The 19,094-nt window shown below is 39.2% G+C and carries 17 protein-coding genes and 1 riboswitch; of the genes, 10 read left to right on the top strand and 7 right to left on the bottom strand.

The features are described 5' to 3' along the window. Positions 1 to 275: 275 nt before the first annotated feature. Positions 276 to 998: a phosphate signaling complex protein PhoU gene (phoU, locus tag CDA10_RS08755; RefSeq protein WP_089605250.1), complete on the bottom strand. Its 723-nt coding sequence runs from the start codon at positions 996 to 998 to the stop codon at positions 276 to 278. 493 nt (positions 999 to 1,491) lie between these two features. On the opposite strand from phoU, the gene CDA10_RS08750 reads away from it, so the two are divergent. The 6 genes from CDA10_RS08750 to gluQRS all read left to right on the top strand — a co-directional run bounded on the left by CDA10_RS08750 (position 1,492) and on the right by gluQRS (position 8,110). Further along, positions 1,492 to 2,568: a hypothetical protein gene (locus CDA10_RS08750; RefSeq protein ID WP_089605249.1), complete on the top strand. Its 1,077-nt coding sequence runs from the start codon at positions 1,492 to 1,494 to the stop codon at positions 2,566 to 2,568. A gap of 165 nt (positions 2,569 to 2,733) precedes the next feature. Continuing rightward, positions 2,734 to 2,863, top strand: a riboswitch (TPP riboswitch). 147 nt (positions 2,864 to 3,010) lie between these two features. Continuing rightward, positions 3,011 to 4,930, top strand: a complete 1,920-nt coding sequence (gene thiC / locus CDA10_RS08745; protein WP_089605248.1) for a phosphomethylpyrimidine synthase ThiC — start codon at positions 3,011 to 3,013, stop codon at positions 4,928 to 4,930. 76 nt (positions 4,931 to 5,006) lie between these two features. After that, on the top strand, positions 5,007 to 5,627 hold the full coding sequence (locus tag CDA10_RS08740; RefSeq protein WP_089605247.1) for an NUDIX domain-containing protein: 621 nt from the start codon (positions 5,007 to 5,009) through the stop codon (positions 5,625 to 5,627). A 9-nt stretch (positions 5,628 to 5,636) separates the two neighbouring features. Then, entirely contained in the window at positions 5,637 to 6,449 is an 813-nt protein-coding gene (cpdA, locus tag CDA10_RS08735; RefSeq protein WP_089605246.1) for a 3',5'-cyclic-AMP phosphodiesterase, read from the top strand. A 213-nt stretch (positions 6,450 to 6,662) separates the two neighbouring features. Continuing rightward, on the top strand, positions 6,663 to 7,190 hold the full coding sequence (gene dksA / locus CDA10_RS08730) for an RNA polymerase-binding protein DksA (RefSeq protein ID WP_089605245.1): 528 nt from the start codon (positions 6,663 to 6,665) through the stop codon (positions 7,188 to 7,190). A 2-nt stretch (positions 7,191 to 7,192) separates the two neighbouring features. Next, on the top strand, positions 7,193 to 8,110 hold the full coding sequence (gene gluQRS, locus CDA10_RS08725) for a tRNA glutamyl-Q(34) synthetase GluQRS (protein WP_228704617.1): 918 nt from the start codon (positions 7,193 to 7,195) through the stop codon (positions 8,108 to 8,110). Between the two features lie 98 nt (positions 8,111 to 8,208). On the opposite strand, the gene ftsW is transcribed toward gluQRS, so the two are convergent. The 5 genes from ftsW to CDA10_RS08700 form a co-directional block, all read right to left on the bottom strand. Next, on the bottom strand, positions 8,209 to 9,405 hold the full coding sequence (gene ftsW, locus CDA10_RS08720) for a putative lipid II flippase FtsW (protein ID WP_089605243.1): 1,197 nt from the start codon (positions 9,403 to 9,405) through the stop codon (positions 8,209 to 8,211). 21 nt (positions 9,406 to 9,426) lie between these two features. Then, positions 9,427 to 10,773, bottom strand: a complete 1,347-nt coding sequence (gene murD / locus CDA10_RS08715) for a UDP-N-acetylmuramoyl-L-alanine--D-glutamate ligase (RefSeq protein WP_089605242.1) — start codon at positions 10,771 to 10,773, stop codon at positions 9,427 to 9,429. Between the two features lie 196 nt (positions 10,774 to 10,969). Further along, positions 10,970 to 11,221, bottom strand: a complete 252-nt coding sequence (locus tag CDA10_RS08710) for a DUF6587 family protein (protein ID WP_089605241.1) — start codon at positions 11,219 to 11,221, stop codon at positions 10,970 to 10,972. Between the two features lie 66 nt (positions 11,222 to 11,287). After that, positions 11,288 to 13,150, bottom strand: coding sequence for a ferrous iron transporter B (feoB, locus tag CDA10_RS08705; RefSeq protein WP_089605240.1), 1,863 nt, complete (start codon positions 13,148 to 13,150; stop codon positions 11,288 to 11,290). Continuing rightward, a complete protein-coding gene (locus CDA10_RS08700) occupies positions 13,147 to 13,416 on the bottom strand; it encodes a FeoA family protein (RefSeq protein ID WP_089605421.1) in 270 nt (89 codons plus the stop codon). Before CDA10_RS08700 ends, feoB begins: the two co-directional genes overlap by 4 nt. Before the next feature lie 166 nt (positions 13,417 to 13,582). Between CDA10_RS08700 and xerD the strand changes: the two genes are divergently transcribed. From xerD to thrC, 4 genes are all read left to right on the top strand, one after another. Next, positions 13,583 to 14,500 (top strand): site-specific tyrosine recombinase XerD, encoded by a 918-nt coding sequence (gene xerD / locus CDA10_RS08695; RefSeq protein ID WP_089605239.1) that lies wholly within the window; start codon positions 13,583 to 13,585, stop codon positions 14,498 to 14,500. A gap of 264 nt (positions 14,501 to 14,764) precedes the next feature. Next, on the top strand, positions 14,765 to 15,577 hold the full coding sequence (locus CDA10_RS08690; protein WP_089605238.1) for a thioredoxin fold domain-containing protein: 813 nt from the start codon (positions 14,765 to 14,767) through the stop codon (positions 15,575 to 15,577). Between the two features lie 124 nt (positions 15,578 to 15,701). Continuing rightward, positions 15,702 to 17,006: a homoserine dehydrogenase gene (locus CDA10_RS08685; protein WP_089605237.1), complete on the top strand. Its 1,305-nt coding sequence runs from the start codon at positions 15,702 to 15,704 to the stop codon at positions 17,004 to 17,006. Between the two features lie 96 nt (positions 17,007 to 17,102). Next, positions 17,103 to 18,242 carry a threonine synthase gene (thrC, locus tag CDA10_RS08680; protein WP_089605236.1) on the top strand — a complete coding sequence of 380 codons (1,140 nt, stop codon included), beginning with the start codon at positions 17,103 to 17,105 and terminating at the stop codon, positions 18,240 to 18,242. 66 nt (positions 18,243 to 18,308) lie between these two features. Here the strand turns inward: thrC and CDA10_RS08675 are convergent, their stop codons facing one another. Beyond that, positions 18,309 to 19,088: a hypothetical protein gene (locus CDA10_RS08675; RefSeq protein WP_089605235.1), complete on the bottom strand. Its 780-nt coding sequence runs from the start codon at positions 19,086 to 19,088 to the stop codon at positions 18,309 to 18,311. Between the last annotated feature and the right edge of the window lie 6 nt (positions 19,089 to 19,094).

Here is a 19,094-nt window from a genome sequence, read left to right as displayed (position 1 = left end):
AAGAGATGTTTCCAACTATATGATACGCGGTAACGTCAGTCGCATTGTTCGAGGCAGGGCTACATCTGCAAAATACTGTTTTTGCAATATATTCGGTACTTGATAGTATCTGTCGAGTTGGCGACTGACAAATGGTTTTGCCTACTTTTCCCGAAAGAAAAGTAGGTCGAACCGAAGGTTAATCCTTGCATCTGACTTTAAACGGTAAGACTCCGCCGCACCTGATCAATCTTTTCAACAACTTACATCAAAGTTTAGCCCGAACTGACGTTAAATTATTTACTTTGAACCTTTTGCTCGATTTCTTCGACACTGGTATGACGTACATCAAAACCTTTCGCAATATAAATCACTTGCTCAGAAATATTACGTGCATGATCACCAATACGTTCCAATGAACGGAGTACCCACATCACATTGATAACACGGCTAATATGGCGTGGATCTTCAATCATATAAGTCATTAAAGTACGTGTTGCCGACTGATATTCACGGTCAATATCAGCATCTGCCAATAAGACTTTTAAAGCTTGATCTGCATCGACTCGGGCAAATGCATCCAAAGCATCATGAATCATCACACGAACTTGGTTGCCAATATGGCGAGTTTCCATATAGCCACGTGGTGACTCACCCTCTTCACACAAAGTTTGTGCAATACGTGCAATTTTTGCCGCTTCATCACCAATACGCTCTAAGTCTGTATTGGCTTTACTCATGGCAATCACCATACGTAAATCAATTGCAGCTGGGTGGCGTCGAGCAAGAATTAATGTCAATGCTTCGTCAATCTCACGTTCATAACGGTTAACCGTATTATCTTGAAATTGAACATCGATTGCTAAATTGGCATTGGTGTCTAATAACGCATGAACGGCATTTGCAACTTGCTGTTCGACCAGACCACCCATGGTCATAAATTTGGTATTTACATCCTGTAAATCTTCATTGAACTGAGAAGATATATGATGCGTCAACACTGGATTACTTGGGCTCAAAGTCTGATACTCCACATACAGCAAAAAGCTTTTTTAGATTTAATATTAAACCATACTAATTATGAATCTTTTATGACAACTATTTTTCTTTCAGACGAATCTTAAATCGTTTTAAAGAAATTTCTACGCCCAACTACATCTAGAATTCGATACTTGAACTTAACAGCACCGTCTCTTTATGCAAACTATGTCAATAAACAGCCTGAATCACAATCATAGATAAATAAAGACAGACCAACGTATTTGTAACTTTTTTTAACTGTATTGATCTTATTTCAAAAGCCTTAAAACTCCTGTTGAAACATCATTCAATTTTGACTCAACACAGTAAGCTTAAAGATATTTCACTTTAATTCGCTTAAAAAACAACCTTTTTCAACTAAAGTATTAACGTTTTATGATCACAAAACTACAAAACATATCATTTGTTTAGATGAGATTAGGTGACAATAGCCAAATCCTGAACTAGGTAAATTTTTTTAATGATCGTCTAATGAAATTGTCTCACAAACTCTCTCATCTTTTTCTTTGTAGCATCCTTATTGCGCTTAGTAGCCTACTCACTGCTTGTGAAAAACCTGCGGCGGATATCATGCATGCTGCGAAAGAACCACAAAAAAATGAAGATTTAGTTCCTGATCTCGGTCAAATTTGCCAAAATCTTAAAAAAGAAATGACAACAATGGACGCGCAAAGAACGACTTTAGCAATCGAGCAAGTCAATCAAGATATTCGTCTTTGTTTACCTTTAATGAAGCCTACTGAACAAAAAGAATTAATGCGGCTTTCAAAACATATGTACCAACAGTTTCTACATTTAGATCGAACATCAGAGCAACAATTGGCTTTTGAAACCTACGCTTTAGATCAGTCTTCTTACCCAACAATTCAACAGCACCACTTTGAACAATTGAATATTCGTGACCAGTATTTGCTTCGTCACAAAGGTCAGGCTTATATTGAATTGATTGATCAAGGCAATAATAAAGTGGCTTACCGTAGAAACCCTCAATATTTAGCCAAGGTCTTTGCACCGTACTTAGAACAACCTGAGCAAAAATTTATAGAAAGTCTTGCAGAACAAAATGCAGAACCACTTTTTAAAAATCAGAAACTCAACCTTAGCGCTGAAGATATTGTAAAAAGAGCGATTTACTGGCAGGAATATGTTCGTAACTATCCTGAAAGCCCTTATATTGCCGATGCCCGTTTCTTAGAAAATGCCTATAGCAGTTTATTATTTTTAGGTTTAGATAATGAACCCATTTCTTTAAACTTTGAAAATGCCAATGACGTGAATAACGCAAATTGGACAGTAATTGAGCGTTTAGCACAGTCTAATGACGGTGAATTATCAGAAAAAGCTCAGAAATTTGAACAATTTATTAAGATGTCTACCCAACAACGACGACAAAAAATTCAACTCAGTGTTAAAGAGCAAACCAAACTGGAAAATAATCCACAATTATTGGCACTTTCTCAATTGAATCAATTTTTAAATTTAAAACCGATTGATTTTAAAAACCTTAAAAAAGATTGTTTTAGTGATGCAATTTGCTCCTCAATTTAAATATTTTCAATTTTATTTGTATTTCTTCTCTTTCAATCTCTCCCACCCCATCACAAAAACGATTCAAAATAATTTACGCAAATGCTGTGAGTTATCCATTTTAATGCTGCGATAAATTATACAAATTGCAAATCTAATTCAGGGTGAATATGTTAATATTTACCGCATAGCTTGACGGAGCGCGAGTAATTCCTCGCTGAGATTGGGTCAGTTCTTCAATTGAATGAACTTAAGCCCAAGTACCGTTGAACCTGATCAGGTTAAGACCTGCGTAGGAATCAAGCCATCTAAAAACATTTAGCTTTTTATTGATCTATTTCCGTAGAAATACACCTGCAGTATTCACCATTTAATAGTGAATACTGCATTTAAAAATAGACTCAATCTGCCACCGTTTTTGGTCGTGCTTGATTCGTTGATATCATTCATAAGGATCATTGCAATGAACCAATTAACGAATCTCTCTTCAAATGAATTATCTGCTCAACATGAGCAAGATGCCAAAGATCTCACTCGAATTTTACCTGCATCTCAAAAAGTCTATATCCAAGGTTCTCGCCCTGATCTCCAAGTTCCTATGCGTGAAATCTCACTTACAGATACGCCAACAGGTTTAGGCGGTGAGCAAAATCCACCTGTGATGGTCTATGACACATCTGGTGTTTATACCGACCCTCAAGTTGAAATTGATCTCAATAAAGGACTTCCAAATGTCCGTGAAACTTGGATTGCTGAACGCAACGATACCGAACGCTTAGAAACACTCAGTTCAACCTTCGGACAAGAACGTCTAAAAGACATCCGTACTGCCGACATTCGTTTCGCACATATTCAAAAACCACGTCGTGCCAAACAGGGGCAAAACGTGACTCAAATGCATTATGCCAAACAAGGTATCATCACACCTGAAATGGAATATATTGCGATTCGTGAAAACCAACGTCAACGTGAAGGCGTAGACATGCGTCAACATGCAGGTCAAAACTTTGGTGCTCGCAATCTCATGGAAATCACACCTGAGTTTGTGCGAAAAGAAGTTGCTGAAGGTCGTGCGATTATTCCTGCCAATATTAATCATCCTGAAATTGAACCGATGATTATCGGACGTAATTTCTTGGTGAAAATCAATGCCAATATCGGTAACTCAGCACTCGGTTCTTCAATCGATGAAGAAGTTGCCAAAATGACATGGGCAACTCGTTGGGGTGCAGATACAATCATGGACTTATCAACGGGTAAGAACATCCATGAAACACGTGAATGGATTATTCGTAACTCACCTGTACCGATTGGTACTGTTCCAATTTACCAAGCTTTAGAAAAAGTAGATGGTGTGGCTGAAGACCTCACTTGGGAAATTTTCAAAGACACGCTGATTGAGCAAGCTGAACAAGGTGTCGATTACTTTACGATTCACGCAGGTGTGCTTTTAAGATACGTTCCAATGACGGCTAATCGTCTAACGGGTATCGTCTCTCGTGGTGGTTCAATCATGGCACAATGGTGTTTAGCACACCATGAAGAAAACTTCTTATATACCCATTTCGATGAAATCTGCGAAATTATGAAAGCTTATGATGTGTCATTCAGCCTAGGGGATGGTTTACGTCCGGGCTGTATTCAAGATGCCAATGATGAAGCGCAATTTTCAGAATTACGTACCTTGGGTGAATTGACCCACCGTGCTTGGAAGCATGATGTGCAAGTCATGATCGAAGGGCCGGGACATGTGCCGATGCATATGATCAAAGAAAATATGGATCTGCAACTTGAAGTGTGCCAAGAAGCACCATTTTATACATTGGGCCCTTTAACCACAGATATCGCACCGGGTTATGACCATATTACTTCTGCGATTGGTGCTGCGATGATTGGTTGGTATGGTACAGCCATGCTGTGCTATGTCACGCCAAAAGAGCATTTAGGACTTCCGAATAAGAAAGATGTCAAAGACGGCATCATCACCTATAAAATCGCTGCACATGCGGCTGATTTGGCTAAAGGTCATCCAGGTGCTCAAGTTCGTGATAATGCATTATCTAAAGCACGCTTTGAATTCCGTTGGGAAGATCAATTTAATCTCAGCTTAGATCCTGATACTTCTCGCTCAATGCATGATGAAACCATGCCAAAAGAAGCACATAAATCTGCACACTTCTGTTCGATGTGTGGTCCAAAATTCTGTTCAATGAAAATCACTCAGAATGTAAGAGATTATGCGCAAAATAATGCACAGAATCATGCTCAAGACCAAAAAGATATAGGAAGTACAGCAGAAAATGAATCTGTGATTGAAAACGGTATGAAAACCATGAAATCGGTTTATCAAGAACACGGACAAAAGTTGTACCACAAAGTGTAAAGATGAAAAAATATATTTGTCTTTAGTCATTTCTCAGTTAGGATGAAATGAACACGTTTTATCCTAACTCTAATTCATGAATATCACTCAGCAAGCAACCTACTCTGATAAAGATGTGGAAATTCAATCTCGTGAACATGCCTATCAAGGATTTGTTCAGGTTGAAAAAATTAGCTTGCGACATCGCTTGTTTAATCAGTCTGAATATACAACGGTCATCCAACGTGAGCTTATTCGACGTAAAGAAGCCGCTGGTGTACTTATTTACAATGACAGACAACGTAAATTTGCTTTGATTGAACAATTCCGAGTGGGTGCAATTGATGATCAGGTTTCCCCATGGCAACTTGAAATTATTGCAGGCGTTATGGATGGAGATGAATCTCCAGAAAGCTGTATTCGAAGAGAAAGCATTGAAGAGTCTGGATGTAAATTAGATCAGCTTGAACTTCTATTCAGTTTCTACCCTTCTGCAGGCGCATGTGATGAAATCTTTCATCTCTATGTTGCTCAAGCAGAACTACCTTCTGAAGGCGGGGTCTTCGGCATGCCTGATGAAGGCGAAAATATAAAACTACATATTATTCAATACGCAGACTTAAATCTTTTATTCCAAAGTAATCGTTTATGCAATGCACCAATCATTATGGCTTTACAATGGCTACAACAACATGTAAACCAATTAGAAAATGTCTAGGGGAAAGGCATGCGATCAGAGAAATCATCGAATCCAATAAATAAAGATATCGTCTTCATACAGATCACAGATACTCATCTGATGGATCATCCAGACGCAGAATTCGTTGGTATTAATCCTGAAGAAAACTTTCATGCCATTATGAATGATATTCAGCAACGTTATCCCAGTATGGATCTTATTTTGCACACAGGTGATCTTGCGCAAGCCGCTTTTCCTGCGACATATCATCGTTATTTAGCGTATATGCAAAAGTTTGCGGTCGATTTTTATCATATCCCTGGTAATCATGACAATCTGGAGATCTTCCCTTTCCATACCCCTGAGCCGCTCCCTACTGTCATCGAAGTAGGTCAATGGCGAATCGTGCTATTAAATAGTGTAATTGCTGGGCAAACTGATGGGTGGATTGAAGCTGAGCAACTACAACATTTAAAGCACATTTTAGAACAACAACAAGATAAATTTGTCATTATCGCTTGCCATCATCATCCATTTGACATGCATTCAAAATGGTTAGATCAGCATAAGCTGAAAAATGCAGAAGCATTTAAAGACACCTTAGCACCATTTAAAAATATTAAGATGGTATTACATGGACATGTACACCAAGAGTCACTGAATGAATGGAATGGTATCCAGTTTATTTCAACGCCCGCAACTTGTGTACAATTTAAACCAATGAGCCAAGAATTTGCTTTTGATGAAATTGCGCCTGGTTACCGTTGCTTACATTTAAAAACCACGGGTGAATTTGAAACAATCGTTCATCGACTCGACCACTTTAAAGTCACGATAAATGAAGAAATTTCGGGTTATTAGCTTTTCATTTTTGCTTTTTTCTATTAAGTTATTCGACCTATAGAGATATGCAGAAAGTCGAAATAAGACGGAGATGGCTTTCATCTTTGTAAAAAAATCTATATGATGACGCCCCCAATGGATTCATTCTATTGGTAGTGATAAAAATACTTGCATATCACCATATTTTTTACGTATAGAACAGTACGTATATGATGATGAGGAATGCCCTTTATGGCGAATGACAACCAAAATCAAGTCTTGGATGAACAAACTGCGATAACAGATGACAAATCTGTAAAGCGTGTGCGTAAAACCAAGCCAAAGACGAATGACAACGGTACTACAGCAAGTCTATTTGGTATCGAGCCTTATCAGCCGAAGAAAAATGAAGAATACATGTCTGAGGGTCAGCTCGAACATTTCCGTAAAATTTTGCTCGCGTGGAAAGCAGAATTAATGTCAGAAGTGGATCGTACCTTGAACACGATGCAAGACGAATCTTCTTCATTACCCGATGTAAATGACCGTGCAACACAAGAAGAAGAATTTGCAATTGAATTACGCACACGTGACCGTGAACGTAAACTCATTCGTAAAATCGAACAGTCTATTGAAGCGATTAAAAACGATGACTATGGTTTCTGTGAAACTTGCGGTATTGAAATCGGTTTACGTCGTTTAGAAGCACGTCCGACAGCAACTTTATGTATCGACTGTAAAACACTTGCAGAGATCAAAGAGAAGCAAAATAACGGTTAATGATGTTATTGAATAATCCTCAACCCTCTTCTTTAACAAAGGAGAGGGATAATAGGATGATCTATACAGGCAGGTTTGCGCCATCGCCTACAGGTCCTTTGCATTTTGGTTCACTGATTACTGCCCTTGCTAGCTATTGCGATGCTAAAGCCAACCAAGGTAAGTGGATTGTACGCATCGAAGATACAGATATTCCTCGCATCTATCCTGATAGTGAACAACACATTTTAAAATGCTTAGATGCCTTTGAGTTTGAATCTGATGTTGAAATTATTTATCAAAGAAACCGCGTAGACCTTTACGATGCGGCTATAGAACAACTCAAACAAAAACAACTGGTTTATGCATGTGAATGCACACGCAAAATGCTCGGTTCAAATCATATCTATCTTGGAACTTGCCGAGAAAAGCATTTAGCGTTTCAAAATCAAGCCATTCGAGTTAAAGTCTCAGATCAAAATATTTGTTTTCAAGACCGTTTACAAGGTCAGCACTGTTCAAATCTAAAAACTGATTTAGGCGATTTCGTGCTTAAACGACGTGATGGTATTATCAATTACCAACTTGCTGTTGTGGTTGATGATTATTTACAAGGCATCACACATGTCGTCCGTGGTGCAGATCTATTAGATAACACGGAACGTCAAATTTGGTTGGGACAGCTTTTAGGCTACCCACAGCTTGAATATATGCACCTACCGCTTGCTATGAACGCTCAAGGGCAAAAACTCTCCAAACAAAATCTTGCACATGCACTTGATATTCAAAATGCATCTGAATTGCTTTCACAAGCGATTTTAGCACTTGGTCAACCCTCTATAGATATCGACCAACCACATAACATGCTCGCTCAAGCTGTCGCGCAATGGGACATCCAATTGATTCCTAAAGGCACTGAGATTCAAGATATATTTCAATAGCAACTTAAATCATGGTTGATATAACCGAGCAATAAAAAAGGTGTTACACCAAGCGCTGTAACACCTTTTTTCACATTTAAGAACCAAACCAATGCAGTTTAGAAGCTTGATTCTTCTCGTGCAGGGTTGGCTTTTTTTGTCGATGCATCAATTTTTAAAATGAGACTAATCATCACCGCACACATAATCAATGAAGACCCTCCATAACTAATAAATGGTAAGGTCAAACCTTTGGTTGGCAGCATTCCCATATTCATTCCAGCATTCACCAGAATTTGTAATAAGAAAATAATGCTGATGCCATAAGCCAAATAACCTGCTCTTAAATATTGATGATTTAACGCACGTTGACCAATACGAATACAGCAAATCACCATTGCAAAAGACAAAGTTAAAACTGTCGCAATACCAAAGAAACCAAATTCTTCACCCAAAATTGCCAACATGAAGTCGGTATGTGCTTCAGGTAAATAAGACATCTTTTGAATACTATGCCCTAAGCCAACGCCAAACCACTCACCACGACCAAACGCCATTAATGCATTGGATAACTGATAACCTGAACCCAGCGGATCTGCCCAAGGGTTTGAGAATGACATCAAACGTTCATAACGGTATGGTTCAAAGACAATCAGGAAAATAAACGCTGAAAGAATCGCACCAAAAGCAATACCAAATTGAATCAGTGGTGCACCTGCTAGGAAGAATACACCCAGCATAGAAACGGCAATCACCACTGTTGCCCCTAAGTCGGGTTCCGCAATAATTAAACCTACCGTAAGTAACATCACAATGGCTAGGCGTAATAACCCTTTATAGTTACTGCGTACTTCTTGTGCTCTTCGTACAACATAGTCTGCGGTAAAGATAGTCATCATGACCTTTGCCACCTCTGTGGCTTGCAAGGTAAACCCACCGACACGAATCCAACGTGTTGAACCATTGACCTCTGTCCCCACCACCAAAACGGCGAGCAATAAAATAATTGTGATGAGCCACAATGGAAAAGTATTGTTAAACCAAATATTTAACGAAATACGATAGGTAACAAGAGCAGCAACCAATGCCACAGCAATCGAAATTGCATGTCGAATTACATAGTGGAATTCGTTTTCATGCATACGTTCTGCATAAGGCATTGAAGCCGAAGCAACCATGACTGTACCAATACACAATAATGAAATGACGCAAAATACGAGTACATTACGAGGCGTAATCTCTGCTGGAAACTTAGGTAACCAACGATCATACACCTGATTAATTTTACTTATAGTCGTCTGAGCTAACCCAGCCATACTGCTATCCTTATGATTCTTTTAGTTTAAAGCATTTACATATTCAACAAAGCGTTGTCCACGCTCTTGATAGCCTGTAAACATATCAAAACTTGCACATGCTGGCGATAATAACACCACATCATGCGCATGCGTATGTTGCTGAGACAAAGCTACAGCTTCTTGCAAAGATTCAGCATGCAACAGTGTTGTTGTACCTGCAATTGCTTTTTCGATAATTGGACGATCCTCACCAATCAAGACAGCGATTTTGGCATACTTCTGTAGTGAATCACGTAAAGCTGTAAAATCCTGTCCTTTACCTTGACCACCAAGAATAATGGCAACTTTACCGCCTTGCGCTTCAATCGCAGCACCTAAACCATCAAGCGCTGCCAATGTTGCACCAATATTCGTCCCTTTAGAGTCATTATAATAACGAACATTGTGTACTTCTTTGACAAATTCACAACGATGCTCTAAACCTTTAAAGGTTTTTAAAGTTTCTAACATTGTTTCTCTTGGCAAACCAATCGCTTCACCCAAAGCTAAACATGCCAAGGCATTGGCAACATTATGCGTCCCTTGAATATACATCTCTGAACTTTTCAACAAACGCTCACGACCACGTGCTAACCAAATCGTGCCATTGTCTTCTCTAAGAATACCGTATTGATTTAAATCAGGTGCATTTAAGCCAAAGCTTTGCATTGGGGTTACATCTGGAACAAGTGGTCGTGTCAGTGAATCATCACGGTTATACACGACTTTTTTCACGCCTTGAAAGATTCGATGTTTTGCCGTGTGATAACCCGACATATCACCATGACGATCTAAATGGTCTTCACTCATATTCAACACAACTGCAACTTCAGCAGCCAAATTAGACGTTGTTTCAAGCTGAAAGCTTGAAAGCTCTAAGATGTAAAGATCTGGATCATCATACGTTAAATCCAGTGCAGGACGACCTAGATTTCCACCCACAGCCACTTTCACGCCTGCATCTTGTGCCATCAAACCAATCAACGTGGTGACCGTGCTTTTAGCATTTGAACCTGTGATCGCAACAATCGGTTTGTCTGTCGCACGGCGTAAAATCTGAATTTCACTAACGACAGGAATACCTTTTGCAATCGCTGCCTGAATCTCAGGTAATTTCGGATCAAGCCCTGGACTAATAATAATTTCTTCAGCTTGTAATAATAGATCTTGATCAAATTGGCCAAAACGAGTTTGTACTTCAGTAGGAATTTTGTCATGGCCTGGTGGAACTTCACGAGAATCTGTGACTGCAACTCGGTAGCCTTGTTCATGTAAGAAATTAACCGCTGAAACACCAGAAATACCTAGCCCAGCAACGACTTTTAAGCCACCACGTTGAATTAACATTATTGTCCCACTCAGAGTAAATTTTGAAACTTGCAAAATGTTAGCACTTTGGCGATTTGAAAGCTTTTTCTGTTTTTGATTTCTTGATAATTTTTTGTGTCAGTCCGTAAAAATTTTGTCATCTTAGTTTGAGAAAATATAAACAAAAAAGCCATCCTAAGTTCTAGAATGGCTTGTTAAATTTAGAAAGCGTCATTTACTTCCACTTGACTGCTTGAACCTCAGGTTTTTTAGGTGTTTCAGAATCATTGCTTGAGCAACCACATCCACCACCGCAACCGGCAACCATCGCAGGCTGCAACCATTTTGCTAAACTATTCCAGCCTTTCGAACGGCAAAATTGAGAGAGTTTCGAAAATACCGAATATGCAGACTTTGGAAATACTTTCTTAAAGACAAAGATCGCGCTCCAAGCCACCAATGCTGTAATAATCAATAATTCAATCATCTCAAGCTCCTTCGCTTATAGACTTAAACAAAACATCGACAAATTCAAAAGTACATTACACAGTTTTTACAAACCAAAATAACGCGAAGCAATTTGGTAAGTTAAAAATGCCATCAAGTATGCCAAACCAAATAAATAAGCCGTCATTCCTGCTACAGTTTTCCAAGACCCTGTTTCACGCTTTACGGTTGCTAAAGTCGCTAAACAATGTGGTGCATAGATAAACCACACTAAAAGTGACAAACCTGTTGCCAAAGACCAACTCAAATCACCCTGACTGATCAATTGCGATAGACCTTGGGTCACAGCATCTTCATCAGTCGCAGACAATGCATAAACCACACCTAACGATGCAACCAACACTTCACGTGCTGCCATCGCTGGAATTAAAGCAATACAAATCTGCCAGTTAAAACCAAGCGGTGCAAAGATTGGCTGCATCAAATGCCCCAACATCCCAGCGAACGAATAATCAATCGCAGGTAAAGTTGCACCTTCAGGGGGTTGTGGGAAAGTACACAAGAACCACAACAAGATAGATAAAGCGAAAATAATACCACCAACACGCTTTAAGAAAATCTTGGCACGATCCAACAATCCAATCCAAACACTTTGAATATCTGGAATACGATAACTTGGCAATTCCATAAGCAAAGCATGTTGAGATTTATCTTTTTGCAAAAACTTCAACACAGTTGCCACAAGTAAAGCACTGACAATACCTGACATGTAGAGGCCAAACAGTACCAAACCTTGCAAATTAAAAATGCCCCAAACCATTTTTTCTGGAATGAATGCAGCAATTAACAATGCATATACAGGTAAGCGTGCAGAACAGGTCATCAATGGCGCAACAAAAATCGTGGTTAAACGGTCACGTGGATCACTGATACTTCGTGTCGCCATAATTCCTGGTACAGCACAAGCAAAGCTTGAAAGAAGTGGAATAAATGCTCGACCACTAAGCCCTGCTTTAAACATCAATTTATCAAGTAAGAATGCAGCACGAGGTAGATAACCTGATTCTTCTAAAACAAGAATAAAGAAGAATAAAATTAGAATTTGCGGTAAGAACACCACAACACCGCCAGCGCCCGCAATAATCCCATCCACAACCAAGCTTTTCAGCAAAGGATGCGAGATAAATGGACCAATGAACCCACCTAACCATGCAAAACTATCTTCAATCAAGGTCATCACAGGTTCTGCCCAAGCAAAAACTGCCTGAAAGACCACAAACATCATCAATGCAAGTGTCAGTAAACCTAAAACGGGGTGTAAAAATATTTTATCAAGGAAATCTGTACGCTTATCTTCATGGTCAACAAAAATCACCACATCTTTTAAGATTTGGTCAATTTTTTCATGATTTGAACCCGATAAGTTCACATCACTCAATTCTGTATCTGGTGTTTTGAATTTTTCACTATCCAAAGCAGCCATCAGGTTTTCAATCCCTGCATTACGTACGGCTACAGTCTCTACGATAGGCACACCTAAACGCTGTGACAATTTTTGCGTATTGATCTGCATGCCACGGCGACGCGCTTCATCCATCATGTTCAAAACAAGTAGAATCGGCTTACCTTGTTCAATCACTTCCAAAACTAATCCAAGATGCAGTTTTAAGTTTGTCGCATCGACAATACATAAAAACGCATCTTGCGCTTTTTCTTCAGCAATTTTACCCATGACCACATCACGAGTAATCGCTTCATCGGGACTGGTTGCATTTAAACTATATGTTCCAGGTAAATCTAAAACACGTACTCCACGACCAGAAGGTAAATTAAATGTACCGACTTTACGTTCAACTGTTACCCCAGCATAGTTGGCAACTTTTTGACGCGTTCCTGTCAAATGATTGAAAAGTGAAGTTTTACCGCAGTTAGGATTCCCGACTAAAGCGACACGTAAAGTTTCGCTCATGTTGGAGCTCCTTCCAATGCTTCATGTATTTCAATTTTGGCAGCTTCGATCTTACGTAATGCAAAACGTGTAAAACCCACCTGAATCAAAATAGGGTCACCACCAAAAATACCTTTAGTGATGACTTGAACACGTGTGCCAGGCACAAAACCCAATGTTTCCAAACGGCTCGCCACTAAATCTGGCTGATTGACATTATCTTCTGAGGTACGATTGACCTTGCTGATAATGGCAGTTTGCTTTACTTTCAAGTCTGACAAACGCACTGCAACTAATCCTAAAATTAATTCGATATATAATTTATTATACATACAAATGAGAATAATTACCAAATAAGGTTTGATTACAATTCTCATTTCCCACAGGATTCGACTTCACTTTATTTTTAGTCTACATTTCAACAATAAACCGAAATTTATATGCTCTAAACTCATGCTGAATAAAAAACCACGGATTCCAACGGCTGTAACAATTCCAGAAAATTTAAGTTTTCTAAATGGTTTTCGTGACTATTTAATTGCACAAACAGTCAGTCCACATACACGCAATGCCTATTTATCTGACCTCATTCAATGCAGTGAAGCTGTGAATTCATTCCTACCCGATTGGACTGCTGACGATATTTCTGATGTGCTGATCCAGCTCACCAAACAAGGTAAAAGCCCTCGCTCAATCGCTCGCACACTTTCTGCATTACGATCTTTTTTTAAATTCCTGAGAGAACAAAAAATTCGTCTTGATAATCCTGTTGCAACACATAAAACCCCCAAACTAGGTCGAGCTTTACCTAAAGATTTATCTGAACAGGATGTTGAAGCTTTGATTCAAGCGCCAGATACTGAAACAGCATTGGGTTTACGTGATCGTGCCATGTTTGAAGTACTTTATGCATGTGGTTTACGAGTCACTGAATTATTAAATATAAGATTAGAGTTGATCAATTTAAAACAAGGTTATTTACGCATTACAGGTAAAGGCAATAAAGAACGTTTAGTTCCTTTGGGAGAAGTCGCGTGTGAATGGGTTGAGAAATATTTAATTCATGCCCGCCCGCAACTGTATAAATCCTCTACGGATTACCTATTCCTTACGCAACATGGTGGTATTATGAGTCGCCAAAACTTTTGGTATGCTATCAAGCGTTATGCCCTACAAGCCAATATTCAGTCCGAGTTATCACCCCATACACTCAGACATGCGTTTGCAACCCATTTGTTAAATCATGGTGCAGATCTGCGTGTCGTTCAAATGCTTCTCGGACATAGCGACTTATCCACCACTCAAATTTACACGCATGTCGCACAAGTTCGTATGCAACAACTACATGAGAAATACCACCCTCGGGCTTAAATTATAAAGATCGAATGAGGCATGTTTTTCTTATCTCATAAAATAAATATATCCTCGGTAATCCCCCTCTTTTCCTTGCGTCAGATATGGCTCAGGGTTAGAGGAGATTTTTAAATCACTTTTCAATGAACCGCATTGCAGATATATATCGGCAATTTCTATCCCTTAATCAAGTTTTAACGAATATCACCAAAAATTTTGTTATGCTAATTCCCTCAAAGCGAATTCGCTCAAATCATGCTGAAAAAACATAAAGAGTTATTTATGCAATTTAATCGTTCAAAATTGATGCTCGCTTGTATCGTTGCAAGTGCAATGGCATTAGGTGCTTGCTCAAAAAACCAAGACTCAAAAAAAGATGACACCCTAACAGCAACTTCCCCAGCAACTGGTGAAGCATCTAATTTAACTGAGCGAAACAAACAACAACGTTTAATTCAAACATTACAAGCCAATTTCAAAAAAGCAGACATCAATGCCAAAATTTTAGATGTTAAGCCGACTGAAATGCCAAATATGTACTGGGTTAGCATGGAAGGCATGAGTTCGGTTTATGCAACTGCTGATGGTAAATACCTTATTCAAGGTGATGTGATTCGCTTGGGTGATAAAAAACTCAGCAGTATTGGTGACAAAATTCAAGCAACTGAGAACAAGAAACATTTTGCCAGCTTAAAAGTTGAAGACTTACTGGTTTACCCGACACAAGGCAAAACAAAACACGTCGTTTATGTGTTTACCGATGCAAGTTGCCCGTATTGCCATAAACTGCATGAGCATATGAGCGAGATCACAGCGAAAGGAATCGAAGTCCGTTATATCGCATGGCCACGTGGGGAACAATTTATTCCAGCAATGGAAAGTGTGTGGTGTAGTCCCAACCGCCAAACTGCATTTGACCAAGCAATTGCAGGCGTTGCTCTTCCACCTGCGACATGTAAAAACCCAGTTCGTGATCAATATGCTTTAGGTCTTAAAATGGGCGTAAATGGTACACCAGCAATTTACAGTTCAGAGGGTGAATATCTAGGTGGTTACATGACCGCAGATGAAATTGAAAGCCGTTTAAATAAATAGTTTTTATCAATAAATTTACTATTATTTATACATCAATATAAAGTGCGCCAGACCCTAGAGTCTGGCGCATTTTTTAGCTATGATCTAAGCTTAATATAATTTATATGCATAATTGGAGTGTGACGTGAAACCAGTTCGTCTGGCAATACTCGGTCTAGGAACCGTAGGCGGTGGAGCCCTTAAACTACTACAAGAAAATGCTGCTGAAATTCGACGTCGCACCGGTCGTGAAATTGAGATTACTCATGTGGGTACGCGTCGCCCACGTCCAGATTTAAATTTACCTGCAAGTATTAAACAAAGTGCGGATTTACTCGATATCGTACGTCAACCTGATGTCGATGTTGTCGTTGAAGTCATGGGCGGTATTCACCCTGCTTACGAAGTCATTATGGAAGCCATTAAACATGGCAAACAAGTCATTACTGCAAATAAAGCACTTTTAGCAGAACATGGTAATGAATTGTTTAAAGCTGCCGATGACCATCATGTACAAATTGCCTTTGAAGCTGCTGTTGCAGGCGGTATTCCGATTATTAAAGTCATTCGTGAAGGTTTAGCGGCCAATAAAATTGAATGGCTCGCTGGGATTATTAATGGTACAGGTAACTTTATCCTCACCGAGATGAGCGAAAAAGGTCGTGCCTTTGCAGACGTACTCAAAGAAGCGCAAGAACTGGGTTATGCAGAAGCAGATCCAACTTTTGACGTTGAAGGTATTGATGCTGCACATAAACTGACGATCCTCGCTTCATGTGCATTTGGTATTCCTTTACAGTTTGACAAAGTCTATACCGAAGGTATTACCAAAATCACTGCGCAAGATGTGAAATATGCAGAAGAATTAGGTTATAAAATTAAGCATTTAGGTATCGCACGTCGTTCAGCAAAAGGGATTGAACTTCGTGTTCACCCAACCTTGATTCCAGATGAAGAATTGATTGCCAATGTCAATGGTGTGAAAAATGCAGTATTGGTTCAAGCCAATGCTGTGGGCCCAACATTGTACTACGGTGCAGGTGCGGGTGCAGGCCCTACAGCTTCTGCTGTTGTTGCCGATGTCGTGGATATTGTCCGTGACATTATCTACACCGAAGATGGTGCTGGAACAATTCCACAACTTGCCTTTGAAGCACTTTCAGACTTGCATATTCTGTCTAGTGATGAGATGACTACAGGTTATTATTTGCGTTTAAATGCTGAAGATCAAACTGGCGTGCTTGCAGATGTAACGACGATTTTAAGTCGCGCAGGTATCGGCATTGACGCGATTATGCAACAACCTCGTCTAAAAGATTTGATTCCTATTGTGATTTTAACCGATCCAATTCAAGAATCAGTCATGAATACTGTGCTTTCTCAAATTCAAGCTTTGCCTGCTATTCATGGCGAAATCGTCAGAATTCGTTTAGAATTGCTCGATAACTAATCGGGTTTTAAATCCCCCTATGTCCTCTTGATGAATAGAGAACTTAGGGGTTAAAAGAATATTTCTATTTGCTCTACATACAATTGGAACACCATCATGTCTAATGCCAATCGCTATACAGGACTTGTTGATCGCTATCGTGACCGCTTACCAGTATCGAAAACTACACGTGCTATTTCTTTAAATGAAGGTAATACACCGCTCATTAAATTAGACAATATTCCCGGTATTATTGGTAAGAATGTTGAAATTTATGTGAAGTATGAAGGTTTAAACCCGACAGGTTCATTTAAAGACCGTGGTATGACCATGGCTGTGACTAAAGCGGTTGAAGAAGGCTCTAAAGCGATTATCTGTGCATCTACAGGCAATACTTCTGCTGCTGCCGCTGCTTATGCTGCTCGTGCAGGTATCAAGGCATTTGTATTGATCCCTGAAGGCAAAATTGCAATGGGTAAAATGGCGCAAGCCATGATGTACGGCGCAATCACCATGCAAATCCGTGGTAACTTCGATGACGGTATGCGTCTTGTAAAAGAAGTTGCAGATCAAGCGCCAGTAACGATTGTAAACTCAATCAACCCTTACCGTTTGCAAGGTCAAAAAACCATTGCTTATGAAATCGTTGAAGCATTAGGTCGTGCGCCTGATTATCACTGCCTACCTGTCGGTAATGCAGGTAATATCACTGCACACTGGATGGGTTATACCGAAGCTGTTGCAAACCAGCCTGTTGAAGAATTTGAACAAGTGGTTTATGACGCAGCAACTGACAAATTCACTGGTCCAAATCCTGAAGGTCGCCCAATCATGGTCGGTTATCAAGCATCTGGCGCTGCACCATTCTTACGTGGTGGCCCAGTTGAAAACCCTGAAACTGTTGCAACAGCAATCCGTATTGGTAACCCACAAAGTTTCAATCATGCAAAAGCCGTTGTTCGTGATTCAAATGGTTGGTTTGATGAATTAACAGATGCTGAAATCTTAGAAGCACAACGTCTACTTTCTATGTATGAAGGTGTATTTGTTGAACCTGCTTCTGCTGCATCTATTGGTGGTGCAATCCGTGATATTAAAGCGGGGAAAATTCCTGAAGGTTCTATGATTGTTTGTACTGTGACGGGTAACGGCCTAAAAGATCCTGATACTGCAATCAAACAATGTGCTGATGCAGTCATGTTGTCCATTGATGCAACGATGAATCAAGTGAAAGACTCTATTCTTTCAAATATGTAAGAATATTATTTGAAATAAAAACCAGTTGCTTGCAACTGGTTTTTTACCTTCTATATCCAAAAATTATTATTCTTCATACTCATAATCTTCATCATAGCTATTTTGCTTCGCCAATTCTTTTTCAATTCGTTGAATTTCAGCAAAATCAATCTGTTTAATTTCAAACAACGGTTGTTTGAGTAAAGGATTGAGCGTGTACAAAGCTTCTTGTTGCCATGAATCTATGGTTAATACTTTCTTATTCTCATCATAGTTCAGACCAACTTCTGTGGTAAGCAGTGCTTTCAATAATACGGGTTGCTCAGAAAGCTCTTCTAGTGAACCCTTTAACTCAATTGATGCATAATCATAATCAGCAAAGATATTTCTAACTTCGCTTTTTAACTGTTCTGGATTTTCACAATAAACCAAACCTGTAAAATACTCATCATGTTCTTCAACCCACTGCTGCTTTTTGGTCGACCACAATCCATAAAATTTTACTTCCTGATCAAATTGAATCAGTTGATATTTTTGCATTTCAGCAAGCTGAATAAATTCAAAGGTATCATCATCATTGAGTTTTTTGGGTAATATATCATCAGAAAGACGACCATCCTTATAAATATGCACACCACAACGTGAAAATACAAAGTCATCCAGTTGTTTTAAATGCGTGTCATCCGCATCAAAAAGTGATTCGATCTCATACAAAGCAAAATCACGTGCGCTATCCACTTCAAGCTGTTTATAAGCGGCTTCTGCTTGTTGTTTATGATCAAAAATATTGGTAACACGATTCCCCGCAACGTAAAAAACTTCATCGTTATAACCAAAGTATTTCGCACGTATGACATACGTAGCCATAAAAAT

The sequence above is a fragment of the Acinetobacter piscicola genome, assembly GCF_002233755.1.
In the GTDB taxonomy this organism is placed as follows: Bacteria; Pseudomonadota; Gammaproteobacteria; order Pseudomonadales; family Moraxellaceae; genus Acinetobacter; species Acinetobacter piscicola.
Note: the sequence above shows the minus strand (reverse complement) of the source record. Positions and strands in the feature narration are given on the sequence as shown.